This is a genomic window from Candidatus Rhodobacter oscarellae, from assembly GCF_001078595.1.
GTDB classification, from domain to species: Bacteria; Pseudomonadota; Alphaproteobacteria; order Rhodobacterales; family Rhodobacteraceae; genus Rhodobacter_B; species Rhodobacter_B oscarellae.
Genome location: NZ_LFTY01000002.1, coordinates 2,030,213 through 2,044,256 on the forward strand (window position 1 = coordinate 2,030,213; position 14,044 = coordinate 2,044,256).

Genomic DNA, 14,044 nt, shown 5'->3' on the forward strand with positions numbered 1-14,044 from the left:
GCGGACAGCAATGCCGGAACGCGCGCAGAACGTGCTCTTCATCATGGCCGACCAACTGCGCTGGGATTACCTCAGCTGCTACGGCCATCCGCATCTTCACACGCCGCATCTCGACGCGCTGGCCGCGGACGGGATGCGGTTTAATCGCGCCTATGTACAGTCGCCAATCTGCGGCCCGTCGCGCATGTGCACCTATACGGGGCGGTACTGCCGCAGCCACGGGGCGACCTGGAACGGCGTGCCGCTGCGCGTGGGCGAGCGCGCCATGGGCGACCACCTGCGCGAGATCGGCGTGCAATCGGTCATCGTCGGCAAGACGCATATGGTTCCCGACCGCGCGGGGCTGGATTGGCTTGGGATCGACCCCGCCTCCAAGGTGGGCCTGCGCCACGCCGAATGCGGCTTTGACCCGTTCGACCGCGACGACGGGCTGCACCCCAATACCGGCTACAACCCCGAGCCCGCCTATAACCGCTTTCTGCGTGAGAAAGGCTACAACTCGCCCAACCCCTGGGACGAGCACGCCAATTCCGGCCTGGATGCCGAGGGCAAGCGCCGCTCGGGCTGGTTTCTGAAGTATTCGGACCTGCCCGCGGACATCCCCGAGGCGCTGTCCGAGACGCCCTATATGACCACCCGCGCGATGGAGTTCATGGCCCAGGCCCAGGCCAGTGGCGCGGGCCCCTGGCTCTGCCACCTGTCCTTCATCAAGCCGCATTGGCCCTATATCGTGCCGCCGCCCTATCACGACATGTACGGGCCCGGGGACGTGCTGCCCCCGGTCCGCTCCGAGGCCGAACGCGCGACCGACCACCCCGTGTTCAAGGGCTATATCGACAGCCGCATCTGCCGCAGCTTCGCGCGCGACGACGTCCGCGAGAAGATCATCCCCGCCTATATGGGCCTGGTCAAGCAGATCGACGACCAGATGGGGCGCTTGTTCTCGTGGATGAAAGAGAACGGGCTTTGGGACGATACGATGATCGTCTTCACCAGCGATCACGGCGACTATCTGGGCGATCACTGGATGGGCGAAAAGGACCTCTTCCACGACCAATCCGCGCGCATCCCGCTGATCATCCGCGACCCGCGCGCGGGCGCGCAGCGCGGCGCGGTCTCGGACGCCTTGGTCGAGAGCATAGACCTCGCCCCCACGTTCCAGGGCTTCTTCGGCGGCGCGCCGCGGCCGCACCATTACGAGGGTCGCGACCTGACGGCCCTATTGCACGGCGAGGCCCCGAAGCTGCGCGACTTCGCCTTCTCGGAATACGACTACGCCACCCGCCCCGCCCGCGAGGCCATTGGCAACGCACAAGAGGACGCGCGGCTCTGGATGGTGCGCGACGCGCGCTGGAAACTGACCTATGCCGAGGGTTTCCGGCCGATGCTGTTCGATATGGAAAGCGACCCGGACGAGCTGCTGGATCTCGGTGCAAGCGACGCCCCGGCGGCAGCGGCCGCGCGCGCACGCCTGACCGAGGCGCTCTTTGCCTGGACCCGCCGGCACCACAACCGCCACACCAAGGACCCGCAATGGTTCGATGACGTGCTGGGCAAAGAGCCGCCGGGCGTGCTGATCGGGTATTGGGACGAGGAGGACCTGGCCGCGGATGGGCTCTCATTCATGCCCGCGCGGTAGGTGGTAATGGGGAGATGCCGCTGCGGACATGGCCTAGGGCGGGTTTTGGGCGCGCCAAATCTCTTGCAAGAGATTTGCACTTTCCTTCCAAGGAAAGTGGGGCCCGCAGCTGGGCGAGCGGTCGATTTTAGGGGGTCATCCAGGCGCGCGTCACAGAAACTCTTTCAAGAGTTTCGCAATTTTCTTACAAGAAAATTGCGTCGCGCCAATGCTCTCTGGAGGCCCACCGCCCCCTCACTCACGCGCCCGAGCGCTGCGCCGCAACGCTCTGCATCGCATGGGTCAGCTCATGCACCGCCGTCGCGGCCATCGACCGGAAGACCAGCATCTCATAGCGCTCCACGCCGGTGCGAAGGAACAGGCAGGTCATGTGCCCCAAGAGCGAGCGCGCCGCGTGCCCGCGCTTGAACAGGTTCTCGCGTAGGTCTAGGGGCGTGAGCCGGGCCAATACGGCCCGCGATCCTGGCCCCTCCAGCGTCAGACAGGCCCAGCCGTCGCTCTGGTCCGTCACCGCAGCACCCGGCGGCGCCACCGGCGGCCCCAGCACCAGGACCTGCCCCAGGCCCAACCACGCCACGCGTGCGCCCGCCTTGCCCGTGACGCGCCCCACACCGGGCAGCGCCGCGCCGATGGCGTCTTTCAATGCCGCCGAGACGGGTTTCTCTTGGCCCTGGAAGGGCGCCACGCAGGTGATGGCGTCATGCGCCTCTTCGGTCAGGCTCAGCGACCCAACGCGCACCGGCAAGAGCCCCGCGCCGGGCGATTTCGCGATCAGCTTAGCCACGCATCCGCCCTCCTTCTGGGTCATAGAATACCGGGTCGCAGACCTCGCACATCGCCTCCACCCCGCGCACATGGTCCACCATCCGCACGGTCTCGCCGTGGCGCGCGCGCCCGTTGCGCAGGAACCCCTGCCCCAGGAAGCAGCCCAATGTGGGCGAGAACCCCACGCTGGTCACATAGCCCTGGGAGTTCGCCGCCGTCGCACGCGCCCCCGCCTCAAAGAGATGCGCCCCGCCGGTCAGCTGCTTGACCGAGCCCGCAGGCTTGAGCCCCACCATCTGTTCGCGCTCGGGCCCGCTGAGCCCGGGCCGCTCGCTCATCGTCTTGCCCACGCAGTCCTTCTTGGCCGAGACCATGCGCCCCATGCCGATGTCAAACGCGGTGACGCGACCATGGATCTCGGCATGGGTGATGAAGCCCTTCTCGATGCGCAGCACGTTCAGCGCCTCCATGCCGTAGGGCCCGCCGCCCAGCGCCTCGGCCTGAGCCACAAGCAGCCGGAACAGGCTCTCGCCAAAGCGTGCGGGCACGGCGATCTCGTACCCCTGCTCGCCCGAGAACGAGATCCGAAAGAGCCGCCCCGCGACGCCCGAGACCGACACCGCCCCGCAGGACATGAACGGCCAATCGCCCGGCGCCCAATCGTCCAGCACGCTGGCCAGGACCGCGCCCGCCTTCGGGCCGGCCACGGCGAACTGCGCCCAATGCTCGGTGACCGAGGCGATCTGCACATCCGCCCCCGGCATCAGCGCCTGGCGCACCCAGTCGAGATGCGCCATCACCTGCCCCGCCGCCGCGGTGGTGGTGGTCATCAAATACTGCTGCGCCCCCAGCCGCGCCGTCGTGCCGTCATCCATCACATGCCCGTCCTCGCGCAGCATCAGGCCATAGCGCACCCGGCCCTCTTTGAGCGTCGAGAAGGTGTTGGTGTAGACGAAATCCAGGAACTTGCCCGCATCCGGCCCCTGGATGTCGATCTTGCCCAGGGTCGACACATCGGCCACGCCCACCGCCTGGCGCACCATGGTCACCTCGCGGTCGCAGGCCTCGCGCCAGGTCTGCTCGCCCGGCGCGGGGAAATAGCTGGGCCGGTACCAGAGCCCGGCCTCGATCATCGGCGCGCCGCGGGCCACGCTGGCGGCGTGGCTGGTCAGGTGCCGCTCGGGGGCAAAGCCCTTGTCCAACGCCCCTGCCCCCAGGGCCGCGATATTGATCGGCGTATAGGGCGGTCGGAAGGTGGTGGTGCCGGTCTCGGGAATCGTGCGGCCTGTGGCGTCCGCAAGGACCGCCAGCGCGGCGACGTTGGAATTCTTGCCCTGATCCGTCGCCATGCCCTGGGTGGTATAGCGCTTCATATGCTCGACCGAGCGGAAGCCCTCGGTGGCGGACTGCTTGACGTCCTTGACGGTCACGTCGTTCTGAAAGTCGAGCCAAGCGCGGCCTTTGCCCTCCACATGCCAGATCGGGGTGATGGTGTAGCCGCCATCCTCCGCCTCGGGGAGGTCGGGTTTCGGCGCGCTCAACCCGAGATCCTCTAGGATCGCGCCGGCAACGCGGGCGCCGCCGCTCAAGCAGGCCGCTGTCGAGAACGCACCGGCGCATGCGCCCGCGGGCGTAAGCCCCGGCACCGCGCCCTCGGCGGGCACAAACGCCGCCAGGTCATCGCGCCAGACCGGGCGGGCGCCCATATGGCAGGTCAGATGCACCGCCGGGTTCCATCCGCCCGCCACCGCAAGGCAGTCGCAGTTGATCCCGCGCGCGCCATCGCCATCGGGCACCAGGATCTCCTCCAGCCCCAGCCGCCCGTTGGTGCCGGTGACGCGGTCGGTGATCACCTCGGCCAGTTCGACGCCCGCGGCGCGCAGGTCGCGCGCCGTGCGCTCGGCATCCGCGCCTTGGCCAAAGACGGCGACCCGCTTGCCCGGGGCCACGCCCCAGCGGTTCACATAGGCCCGCACGGCGCTGGCAAGCATCACGCCGGGGCGGTCATTATTGGGGAAGGCGATGGGGCGCTCATGCGCCCCGGCCGCAAGGATCGCGCGGCGCGCGACGATGCGCCAGAAGGTCTCTATCGGCGCGTGGCCCGCGGGGCTGGCAAGATGCTGCGAGACGCGCTCGAGCGCGCCATAGGTGCCGCCATCATAGGCGCCGGTCACCGTCGTGCGGGTCATCAGTCGCACATTGGGCAGCGCGCGCAGCTCGGCCGTGGCCTCCTCGACCCAGTCCAGCGCCGGGCCGCCATCGATCTCTTCGCGCTCGGCCAAGAGCCGCCCGCCCAGGCGCGTGTCCTCATCGGCCAGGATCACATCCGCGCCTGCGCGCCCCGCCACCAGGGCCGCCATCAGCCCGGCGGGCCCGCCGCCGATCACCAGCAGGTCGCAATGGGCGAACGCCTTGTCATACCGCCCCCGGTCGGGCGCCTTGGACAGCGCGCCCAGCCCCGCCGCGCGGCGGATGAAGGGCTCGTAGACGCGCTCCCAGAAGGATTTCGGCCACATGAAGGTCTTGTAGTAGAACCCCGCGCCTAGGAAGGGCGCCAGCAGGTCGTTCATCCCCAGAAGGTCAAAGCCCAGCGCGGGCCAGGCGTTCTGGCTGCGCGCCTCCAGCCCCTCGTATAGCTCCTGCGTGGTGGCGCGCACATTGGGTTCGTCCACCGCGCGGCGGATGGTCATCAGCGCGTTGGGCTCGTTGCTGTCGGCGGTCAGGATGCCGCGCGGGCGGTGGTACTTGAACGAGCGCCCCACCAGGCGCACGTCGTTGGCCAGAAGCGCCGAGGCCAGCGTGTCGCCGGCAAAGCCCTGATAACCCTTGCCGTCGAAGGAGAACCGCAGCGGCTTGGCGCGGTCGATCAGCCCGCCTTGCGAGAGCCTCATTCCGCCACCTCGCTGGCCAGTTCCGCGCCCAGGACCTCGTGGGTCACCGTGTTGCGCCGCACCACGATCCAGGCGCCGCAGCCGCCGCCGTGATACCACAGCTCGCGTGTCTCCCCGGCGGGGTTCTCGCGCAGATGCACGTAGTCCTCCCAGGCGGCGTCGCCCGCGTTGGGCGCGGGGCGGTCCAGCGCCACCGCGTGGCCCTTATAGGTGAACTCGCGCACGTCGCGTTCGCCGCAGATCGGGCATGGCAGCCTCATCGCAACGCCTCCCGCGCCGCGCCGCGCCGCTGCTTGACCTTGTCCGAAATACGCATCGCGACGCCGCCGCAAGCGCTAGTGCAGGTTATGCTGCGCACCGGTGCCCTCCTCGTCCATCAACCCGCGCCCGGTGCGGAACCGGTCCAGGCGGAGCCTCTCGGCGCTCTTATGCGGGGTGCCGGTGGCCATCAGATGCGCGAAGGCGTAACCCGAGCCCGGCACCGCCTTGAACCCGCCATAGCACCAGCCGCAATCGATAAAGAGCCCATCCGTGTCCGTCCGGTCAATGATCGGCGAGCCATCCGGGGTCATGTCCATGATGCCGCCCCAGCTGCGCAGGATCTTGGCCTTGCCGATCATCGGCATCAGCGTCATGGCGGCCTCGGCCACATGCTCGACCATCGGCAGGTTGCCGCGTTGGGCGTAGCTTGCATACATGTCCAGATCGCCGCCGAAGACCAGCCCGCCCTTGTCGGACTGGCTGATATAGAAATGCCCCATGCCAAAGCTGATCACCGTGTCGAGGCAGGGCTTGAGCCCCTCGGTGACGAAGGCCTGCAGCACGTGGCTCTCGATCGGCAGGCGCATGCCCGCCATGGCCGCGACCTGCCCGGAACGGCCCGCGGTGACGATGCCCACCTTGCCGGCGCGGATCGCGCCGCGGGTGGTCTGCACGCCCTTGACGACGCCGTTCTCGATGTCGATGCCGGTGACCTCGCAGTTCTGGATCAGGTCCACCCCGCGCTGGTCGGCGCCGCGCGCATAGCCCCAGGCCACCGCGTCATGGCGCGCCGTGCCCGCGCGCCGCTGCATCAGCCCGCCATAGATCGGGAAGCGCGGGCTGTCGAAGTTGAGATAGGGCCAGTTCTTGCGCATATACTCGGGCGAGATCCACTCGGCGTCGTCGCCCTGGTTGCGCATCGCGTTACCGCGCCGGATCAGCGCGTCGCTCTGCCCGTCGGAATGCGAGAGCAGCACCTGCCCGCGCTGGCTGAGCATCACGTTGTAGTTCAGGTCCTGCTCGAGGTTCTCCCAGAGCTTCAGCGAGTGGCTGTAGAATTCCGAGTTGCCCGGCAGAAAGTAGTTGGCGCGCACGATGGTGGTGTTGCGCCCGACATTGCCGCCGCCCAGATAGCCCTTCTCCAGCACGGCGACATTGGTGATGCCGTGGTTCTTGGCCAGGTAATAGGCGGTCGCCAGCCCGTGCCCGCCGCCGCCGATGATGATCACGTCATACTCGGGCTTGGGCGCCGGATCGCGCCAATGCGGGGTCCAGCCCCGGTTGCCGGTCAGGCCCTCGGTCAGAATCTTCAGCCCTGAAAAACGCACGCGCGCCTCCGTCTTGTCGCATGCCACAATCGCCCCAGATCGCGGGGCTCGCAAGGGCGCGCAGCGCCACCGCAGCAGCTTTTTGCGACAGCGCCTCTGCGGCGCGGCGATACGGCGACGGCGATACGGCGACAAAGCGACACAAAAGGTCACGAAGTATTCAGAGGGTTTTTAATGCACCTATGCATCGATTTGGGTAAGATGCGGCACCACTGACGGCCAGAGACCCAAATGATCAAACTTCTCTTGCGCGCAGCCGCCGTTGCGATGGGCCTGACGACGCCCGCATGGAGCGACGGTTTCGTGTCGCCCACCATCCTGGTGCTTGGCGACAGCCAGATCCCGTTTGGCACCGGCCCCGCCTTCCTGGAGTTCTTCGAGCACCTAAAGGACAATTGCGACCCCAACCGGCGCCAGGCCAAAAAGCTCGACACGCTCGCGGATATGAAGATCGCGGTGATCGGCGTGCGGTCGACCTCGCTGCAATCCTGGACATCGACAAGCGGCGCCACCAAGCGCGCGCTCTGCGATGTGGACCCGAAATGGAAGGTCAACGCGGGCGTCTTTGGCTTCATCAACACCACCGACAACAAGTACAAGCAGATCGGCAGGGGCCCGGCCTATCAGTTCTGCAAGCCGGGCAAGACCGCCTTTGAGGTGATGTTTCGCCCCGACTATTATCAGCCCAAGCTGATCTTGATGTCCTTTCTGGGCAACTCGGCGCAACGCTGGGCGAATGACTACCAAAAGGCGCTGCGCGACGTGCGCGCGATGAACGCGCAGCTGCCCGCCGGTGTGCCCTGCATCTTCATGACCACCGCGCCGAGCTACTCCCAGAAGGTCACCGCGCTGCGCGTGAAGGCGCAGACCAATATCGGGCGCGCCTTCGCTGAGAGCAACAGCCAGTGCAGCTTTATCGAGGGCGCGACACCCGAGACGATTGCCGCAAATCAGGGGAACAAAAAGTTCTTCCGGTTAAACAAGTCCGGCCGGGTTAAGGACCCCTACCACCCCAATAAGCGCGCGGCGAAGGCATTCTTTACCATCGAGATGGACAACATTTGCAGCGCGATCTTTGAACAGCTCGACGCCGCCATGCCCGAGATCGGATCCATCCGTTAACCCGCAAGGCCGCACGCCTTCCCCGCCCTATTGGGCGTCCTCGACATAGGCGGCGGCGCGCTCTGCCTCGGTCAGCACATGCGGGTCCGCAATAGGCTGGCCATTCTCGAAATAGGGAAAGCCCCGCGGCGCGAGGAAAACAATGCTGGCCAGTTGCCGCAGCAAGGCGCGGTTGACGGCCGTTTTGTATCCAAAGCTGCGTTCTGGCGCGTTGCCGCCGGGGGCCTCTTTGGCGCAGTTCACCGACAAGACAGGTCCCATCACATCACGCGCATCCGGCTCTGGAAAGGCGGGCAAGGGCAGCCCCACGAACCTTAGCTTGCCGCCGGGCAGCATGTTGCCGAACTGCGTGCCGCAGCAGCCAGCGTAGAATCGCAGCAGGCCGCCGGACGTTATCTGCAGGGCGCGCAGCTGCTCTTGTCCGGTCAGGAATTCCAAGCGTCCAGGCAGGGTTTGGAAGATCTCGATCCCGCCATGGGCGTCATGGCTGTCGGCGGCGCCGACATGGCGCGAAAACGCGCGGCAGTCGGTGCAGTAGCAGCGGCACAAAGTGCCGCGCGCCGGAGTGATCCCGCGCAGCACGCCCGAGACCTGGCCGCATTTGCATGCAATTGCCAGGTCGCGGGCCATCGCGTTACAGCCCCTTGGCGCGGTAGGCCGTGGCGACCTTGTCGATGGCCACCAGATAGCTGGCCGTGCGCAGGTCCGTGACGTCGTCGCGCTCGTTCCAGACCTTCGAGCAGGCCTGGTAGGCGGTGCGCATCGTGTCATCCAGCCCCGAGCGCACCAACTCTAGCTCGCCAGCCCCGCGCAGGTACTTCTCTTTGAAGTTTGGCGTCAGCTCCCAACCGACCTCGGAGGCAGCCGACAGCCGCTCCAGCTCGTCCACGATCAACTGGTGGCGCGCCTCTTCCTGGCGGCGGCCCATGCGGCCAAAGCGGATATGGCTGAGGTTCTTGACCCATTCAAAGTAGGACACTGTCACGCCGCCGGCATTGGCATACATATCCGGGATGATCACCGCGCCCTTGTCGCGCAGGATCTCGTCGGCGCCGGCGGTGACCGGGCCATTGGCGGCCTCGACGATCAGCGGCGCCTTGATATTGGCCGCGTTGCCCATGTTGATGACGCCCTCAAGCGCGGCAGGCACCAGGATGTCGCACTCTTCCTCAAGCACCTTCGAGCCGTCCTCGACAAATTTGCCATCGGCAAAGCCCGCCACACCGCCATGCTTGCCGATCCAGTTGCGCACGGCCTCGACATTCAGGCCCTTGGGATCGACCAGCGCGCCATCGCGCTCGATGATGCCGATGACCTTACAGCCGTCCTCTTCACTGAGGAACTTGGCGGCGTGATAGCCCACATTGCCCAGGCCCTGCACCACGACGGTCTTGCCCTCTAGCCCGCCGGTGATGCCCGCCTTCTTCTTGTCGCTGGGGTGGCGAAAGAACTCTTGGATGGCGTATTGCACGCCGCGGCCCGTCGCCTCGGTCCGGCCCTGGATGCCGCCGGCATGCGGCGGCTTGCCGGTGACACAGGCCTTGGCGTTAATGTCGGTGGTGTTCATCCGCGCGTATTGATCCGCGATCCAGCTCATCTCGCGCTCGCCGGTGCCCATATCGGGCGCGGGCACGTTCTGGCTGGGATGGATGAGGTCGCGCTTGGCCAGCTCATAGGCGAAGCGGCGGGTGATCATCTCTAGTTCGTATTCCTCGTACTGGCGCGGGTCCAGGCAAAGCCCGCCCTTCGATCCGCCAAACGGCGCCTCCACCAGCGCGCATTTATAGGTCATCAGCGCGGCCAGTGCCTCTACCTCGTCCTGGTTGACGCCCAGCGCGTAGCGGATCCCGCCCTTCACGGGCTCCATATGTTCGGAATGGACCGAGCGATACCCGGTGAAGGTTTGGATTTGCCCGCGCAGGCGCACGCCGAAGCGCACCGTATAGGTGGCGTTGCAGACGCGTATCTTTTCCTCCAGGCCGGGCGGCAGATCCATCAGCGCTACGGCACGGTTGAACATCAAGTCTACGGACTCACGAAAGCTGGGTTCTTTTGCGCTAATCTTTCCCGACATCTGATTCATATGACCCTCTTCGCGGCTGTGACTCGTTGATTCGCAGCCGGATTACAATGTGCTTCAGGCTACGCTATTTCGGCTCGTAAAGCATCTCTGTTTCAATGAGATTAACCCCCGGCAGTTAAATCCGCTGAGTCGCCCGCCCGGCCCGAATCCGGACCTGCCGGTTTAGGCCGTCGAGACATTCCTCCGAGAATTCTGTGCTTTGTTCATGGATCTGCGCCGATTTAACCATCTGCAAACCATTACCGCAGCTTTGCCCGATTTTTGCCACAAATCCTAAAGATACCGCTTTGGCCATCCGTGCGGCAGAATTCCGTCGCAGATATGGTTTAGGAGTGTGAGTAATGAATTGGTGCTTAGTTATCGCTGCAAGCAGAAAGCCATCCGTTATGCCAACAAGACAGAGTTTCTGGCGTAACGAAGACGGCGCAATGATCATTTTTGGTGTAATGCTTTTTGGCCTGATGCTGGCGATCGGAGGCTTGTCCTTTGACCTGATGCGATACGAGGCGCACCGCAGTCGCCTGCAAGCGACCCTGGACCGCGCCGTGCTGGCCGCCGCCTCTCTGACACAGCAGAATGACGCCAAGACGGTGGTGCTGGACTATATGGCGAAGGCCGGGCTGGCGGACTACATCAACGAGAGCGACATCAATGTGACCCAGGGCCTGGGCTCACAGAAAGTGCAGGCCACCGCGCATATCCACGTGCCTCTGCACCACGGCACAATGGCGGTCTTCACCGGGATAGGCAGCGACAGCACCACGCTGGTCGCAACGGCAAACAGCGCCGCCCAGGAAAGCATCGGCAATATCGAGATCTCGATGGTGCTGGATGTTTCGGGGTCGATGGGCAGCTATAGCCGGCTTTCGAACCTAAAGACCGCGGCGCAGGGCTTTTTGGACACCGTCTATGACGCGGCCGAGGCGAACACGGTCTCGACCTCCATCATTCCCTACGCGACGCAGGTGAACGCTGGCGCGAACCTGCTGTCCTATTTCCAGCGCAACGCCGGGCATGAGTATTCGCACTGCCTGAACTTCCAGACGGCGGATTTCAGCTCGACCACCATGTCCTTGGTCACCCCGTATGATCAGACGGTTCACTTTGACCCGTGGACGAGCTGGAGCAGCTACTACACGCTGGGCGATACGCCGCCATGGCCGGTATGCGGGGACCTCGAACAAGAGGTCGTGAACCGCGCGATCATGCCGTGGTCGACCAACAAGTCCGCGCTAAAGACCTATATCGGGAACTTCGTGGCATCGGGCAACACCTCGACGGATGTGGGGGTGAAGTGGGGCGCGGCTCTGCTTGATCCGAGCCTGCAGAGCGTCGTTGATGGCATGATCGGCACGGGCGATGTGCATTCAGCGCTCACTGGTCGCCCGTTCAACTACGACACCGGCGACGCCATGAAGATCCTGATCGTGATGACGGATGGCGAGCACACCAGCCAGTTCTACATGAACAACTACCGCGAGGGGGACAGCTTTGTCTGGACCACCGAGCAGGGCGGCAACACCCACTACTCGCTGTGGTGGGACGGCGAGGCGAGCACTCCGGTCACCTCTCCGACGGGCAACCACAGCTATTGTAGGGGGAGCCAGTGGTACTACGGGTCGTGCTATGACTGGGAATGGGGCAGCAACCCCGACTTCTGGTTCCGCACCTACGGGTCGGGCGACGACCTCTACTACAGCTGGGCGTCAACGCCTAAGGGCGGCGCGAACGCGACGCAGGAGACGTGGAACGACCTTTGGGCCAAGATCCCGCCGAAATACTTCAGCGCCGGCCCGGTCTGGGACATGCACTCGCTGACGAGCTACGAGCGTAACCGCTACACGAACGCGGTGAGCTATGTGGGCAGCTCCACCAAGGACACGCGCTTTGACACCATCTGCCAGGCCGTGAAGAGCCAGAATGTGATCGTGTTCACCATCGGCCTGGAAGTGCCCAACTCCACGCATGAACAGCGCCTGGAGAACTGCGCAACCTCGACCGGGCATTACTACGACATCAACAACCTTGAGATCGGCTTCGCGTTCAGCTCGATCGCGGCGCAGATCAACCAACTGCGGCTGATCCAATGAGACATGTGCTTCGTAAACTGCGCCACTGGCGCACCCGCGAGGACGGGAATGCCACGATCGAGTTCGTGATCTGGTTCCCGTTCTTCATGTCGATCTTTGGGTCGGCGTTCGAGGCCTCCTTCGTGTCCTTCCGGCAGGTGATGCTGGGCGGCGCCGTCGAGCGCACCGTACGCGACCTTCAGCTCGGCCATCTCGGCGCGCCCAGCCACAGCGAGCTCAAGACCATCATCTGCAACACGGCCGGGTTCATCCCCGATTGCGCGAACTCGCTGCATATCGAGATGGAGCGCGTCTCGACGAGCGATTTCGCCTTCCGCAAGGGCGCCGTGCAATGCGTCGACAAGGACGAGCTCGCCGAGCCCGCGCTGAACTTTGCGAATGGCACAAGCAACGATCTGATACTGATGACCGTATGCGCCGCCGTCAGCCCCATGGTGCCGATCACCGGGCTGGGCTTGAAGCTGCCAAAGATCAACGGCGGCACCCATTACGCGGTGGTCGCGTTCTCGGCCTTCGTGGTCGAGCCTGCCTAGAGGGGTCACGTTATGATGAACCAGATCCTGCGTTTCGCCCGCGATGAGCGCGCCAGCCTCACCGTAGAGGCCATCCTGGTGCTGCCGCTGCTGCTGTGGGGATATTTTGGCATGTTCGTGCTGTTTGACGGCTACCGGGCGCTGTCCAACAACATCCGCGCCTCCTACACGATCAGCGATCTATTGTCCCGCGAACTCGAACCCGTAAACGAGGACTATATCAACGGGCTGAATGACATCCAGGACGTGCTGACGCAGTCGCCGCATCGCACGGTGCTGCGCGTCACGGTTGTGGCCTACGAGCAAAGCCTCGGCGGCCACCAGCTGGTCTGGTCCAACGCCACAGAGGGCAAGGAGGACATCACCGAGGCGACGTTGCAAGACAAGATCGTGGGCTTCCTGCCGGTTATGTCGAATGGCGAGACCCTGATCGTTGTCGAGACCTGGATGGCCTTCGTCCCCTTCTTGGATATCACGCTGAAGACGCTCTATGATAACTCGTCAAGCCCCGGGGACACGGTGTTTGGGCCGTTCTATTTCGAGAGCATCGCGGTCACGCGGCCGCGCTTCGCCGGTCAGCTCTGCTTTGAGGGTATCTCTACGCTCGGCTGCGGAGCCTAAAGCGCGCGTCGCAACCAGCACGGCATGGGCGCATCGCTGCAAGGCGGTGCGCTCTTTCTTTGGCCTGCAGTGCGTGTTGGCGCGCGACAATTTTCTTGCAAGAAAATTGCGAAACTCTTGCAAGAGTTTCTGTCGCGCGAGCCAAAATGACAGTTAAATTGCAATCCCTTACCCGCAGGCGGGCCCACTTTCCTTGGAAGGAAAGTGCAAATCTCTTGCAAGAGATTTGGCGCGCTCAAAGGAGGCCGCAGGCCAAACCGCCCTACCGCGTGAGCCCGTCCAGCTCGCCGCGCGCCTCGGCCAGCAGAAGCCGAAGCGCCTCGGCCATGGCCTTGTTCTGCGCCGGGGAGGTGGCGCCGCCGACGCCCAGCCGCCGCCCGAGCCGCCACCACAGGCCAAGTTGCCACTCCGAGGGCGCCGAGGCCGTCAGGTGCAGGACGAACCCGTTGGAGGGCTGGAACCCGAACGCGCCCCGCTGCACCTTCTCGATCTCCGCGAGCGCGCAGAGCCGCCGCCCGCTGGCGAGGCGCAGCTCTGCGCGGGTCAGCTCCAGGGTCTCGGTGGTCGCCATAAAGAACCGCCGCCCGACCAGCGCGATGCACAGGACCAGCGCGGCGACGACCGCCTGGGTCAGAAGCCCCGCCTGCCCGTCCAGCGCCAGGGCCAGCATGACCAGGCACACGCCCACCATCGCCGCCAATGTCACGCCGC

Annotated in this window: 13 protein-coding genes; 5 read left to right on the forward strand and 8 right to left on the reverse strand. The window is 65.1% G+C overall.

Features of this window, described 5'->3' with window-relative positions; genetic code table 11:
• Positions 1 to 10: 10 nt before the first annotated feature.
• On the forward strand, positions 11 to 1,639 hold the full coding sequence (locus AIOL_RS14550; protein WP_049643645.1) for a sulfatase-like hydrolase/transferase: 1,629 nt from the start codon (positions 11 to 13) through the stop codon (positions 1,637 to 1,639).
• A 238-nt stretch (positions 1,640 to 1,877) separates the two neighbouring features.
• On the opposite strand, the gene AIOL_RS14555 is transcribed toward AIOL_RS14550, so the two are convergent.
• The 4 genes from AIOL_RS14555 to AIOL_RS14570 all read right to left on the reverse strand — a co-directional run bounded on the left by AIOL_RS14555 (position 1,878) and on the right by AIOL_RS14570 (position 6,884).
• Positions 1,878 to 2,423, reverse strand: a complete 546-nt coding sequence (locus tag AIOL_RS14555) for a sarcosine oxidase subunit gamma (RefSeq protein ID WP_049643646.1) — start codon at positions 2,421 to 2,423, stop codon at positions 1,878 to 1,880.
• A complete protein-coding gene (locus tag AIOL_RS14560; RefSeq protein ID WP_049643647.1) occupies positions 2,416 to 5,295 on the reverse strand; it encodes a 2Fe-2S iron-sulfur cluster-binding protein in 2,880 nt (959 codons plus the stop codon). The genes AIOL_RS14555 and AIOL_RS14560 overlap by 8 nt, the downstream gene beginning before the upstream one ends.
• Positions 5,292 to 5,555 (reverse strand): sarcosine oxidase subunit delta, encoded by a 264-nt coding sequence (locus AIOL_RS14565; protein WP_049643648.1) that lies wholly within the window; start codon positions 5,553 to 5,555, stop codon positions 5,292 to 5,294. Before AIOL_RS14565 ends, AIOL_RS14560 begins: the two co-directional genes overlap by 4 nt.
• A 75-nt stretch (positions 5,556 to 5,630) precedes the next feature.
• A complete protein-coding gene (locus AIOL_RS14570; RefSeq protein ID WP_049645469.1) occupies positions 5,631 to 6,884 on the reverse strand; it encodes a sarcosine oxidase subunit beta family protein in 1,254 nt (417 codons plus the stop codon).
• 231 nt (positions 6,885 to 7,115) lie between these two features.
• On the opposite strand from AIOL_RS14570, the gene AIOL_RS14575 reads away from it, so the two are divergent.
• Positions 7,116 to 8,006 carry an SGNH/GDSL hydrolase family protein gene (locus tag AIOL_RS14575; RefSeq protein ID WP_049643649.1) on the forward strand — a complete coding sequence of 297 codons (891 nt, stop codon included), beginning with the start codon at positions 7,116 to 7,118 and terminating at the stop codon, positions 8,004 to 8,006.
• A gap of 27 nt (positions 8,007 to 8,033) precedes the next feature.
• Here AIOL_RS14575 and AIOL_RS14580 read toward each other — a convergent pair whose 3' ends face one another.
• The 3 genes from AIOL_RS14580 to AIOL_RS25950 form a co-directional block, all read right to left on the reverse strand.
• Positions 8,034 to 8,636 (reverse strand): DUF6151 family protein, encoded by a 603-nt coding sequence (locus AIOL_RS14580; RefSeq protein ID WP_049643650.1) that lies wholly within the window; start codon positions 8,634 to 8,636, stop codon positions 8,034 to 8,036.
• A gap of 4 nt (positions 8,637 to 8,640) precedes the next feature.
• Entirely contained in the window at positions 8,641 to 10,080 is a 1,440-nt protein-coding gene (locus AIOL_RS14585) for a Glu/Leu/Phe/Val family dehydrogenase (RefSeq protein WP_049643651.1), read from the reverse strand.
• A 124-nt stretch (positions 10,081 to 10,204) separates the two neighbouring features.
• Entirely contained in the window at positions 10,205 to 10,384 is a 180-nt protein-coding gene (locus tag AIOL_RS25950) for a hypothetical protein (RefSeq protein ID WP_235439038.1), read from the reverse strand.
• Positions 10,385 to 10,517: 133 nt separating this feature from the next.
• On the opposite strand from AIOL_RS25950, the gene AIOL_RS14590 reads away from it, so the two are divergent.
• From AIOL_RS14590 to AIOL_RS14600, 3 genes are read left to right on the forward strand one after another with little or no spacing between them, the layout of a single operon-like run.
• Positions 10,518 to 12,179 (forward strand): Tad domain-containing protein, encoded by a 1,662-nt coding sequence (locus AIOL_RS14590; protein WP_160314491.1) that lies wholly within the window; start codon positions 10,518 to 10,520, stop codon positions 12,177 to 12,179.
• Positions 12,176 to 12,712 carry a TadE/TadG family type IV pilus assembly protein gene (locus tag AIOL_RS14595; RefSeq protein WP_152912541.1) on the forward strand — a complete coding sequence of 179 codons (537 nt, stop codon included), beginning with the start codon at positions 12,176 to 12,178 and terminating at the stop codon, positions 12,710 to 12,712. Before AIOL_RS14590 ends, AIOL_RS14595 begins: the two co-directional genes overlap by 4 nt.
• Before the next feature lie 12 nt (positions 12,713 to 12,724).
• A complete protein-coding gene (locus AIOL_RS14600) occupies positions 12,725 to 13,333 on the forward strand; it encodes a TadE/TadG family type IV pilus assembly protein (protein ID WP_049643654.1) in 609 nt (202 codons plus the stop codon).
• A 262-nt stretch (positions 13,334 to 13,595) separates the two neighbouring features.
• On the opposite strand, the gene AIOL_RS14605 is transcribed toward AIOL_RS14600, so the two are convergent.
• The coding region (locus tag AIOL_RS14605) for a hypothetical protein (protein WP_049643655.1) at positions 13,596 to 14,044 on the reverse strand (449 nt) is incomplete at its 5' end.

What these genes read in the sequence shown, in the direction of transcription:
- AIOL_RS14550 (WP_049643645.1), top strand. Translation starts at nt 11, where the DNA reads ATGCCGGAACGCGCGCAGAACGTGCTCTTCATCATGGCCGACCAACTG.
- AIOL_RS14560 (WP_049643647.1), bottom strand. Translation starts at nt 5,295, where the DNA reads ATGAGGCTCTCGCAAGGCGGGCTGATCGACCGCGCCAAGCCGCTGCGG.
- AIOL_RS14565 (WP_049643648.1), bottom strand. Translation starts at nt 5,555, where the DNA reads ATGAGGCTGCCATGCCCGATCTGCGGCGAACGCGACGTGCGCGAGTTC.
- AIOL_RS14575 (WP_049643649.1), top strand. Translation starts at nt 7,116, where the DNA reads ATGATCAAACTTCTCTTGCGCGCAGCCGCCGTTGCGATGGGCCTGACG.
- AIOL_RS14580 (WP_049643650.1), bottom strand. Translation starts at nt 8,636, where the DNA reads ATGGCCCGCGACCTGGCAATTGCATGCAAATGCGGCCAGGTCTCGGGC.
- AIOL_RS14585 (WP_049643651.1), bottom strand. Translation starts at nt 10,080, where the DNA reads ATGTCGGGAAAGATTAGCGCAAAAGAACCCAGCTTTCGTGAGTCCGTA.
- AIOL_RS25950 (WP_235439038.1), bottom strand. Translation starts at nt 10,384, where the DNA reads ATGGCCAAAGCGGTATCTTTAGGATTTGTGGCAAAAATCGGGCAAAGC.
- AIOL_RS14590 (WP_160314491.1), top strand. Translation starts at nt 10,518, where the DNA reads ATGATCATTTTTGGTGTAATGCTTTTTGGCCTGATGCTGGCGATCGGA.
- AIOL_RS14595 (WP_152912541.1), top strand. Translation starts at nt 12,176, where the DNA reads ATGAGACATGTGCTTCGTAAACTGCGCCACTGGCGCACCCGCGAGGAC.
- AIOL_RS14600 (WP_049643654.1), top strand. Translation starts at nt 12,725, where the DNA reads ATGATGAACCAGATCCTGCGTTTCGCCCGCGATGAGCGCGCCAGCCTC.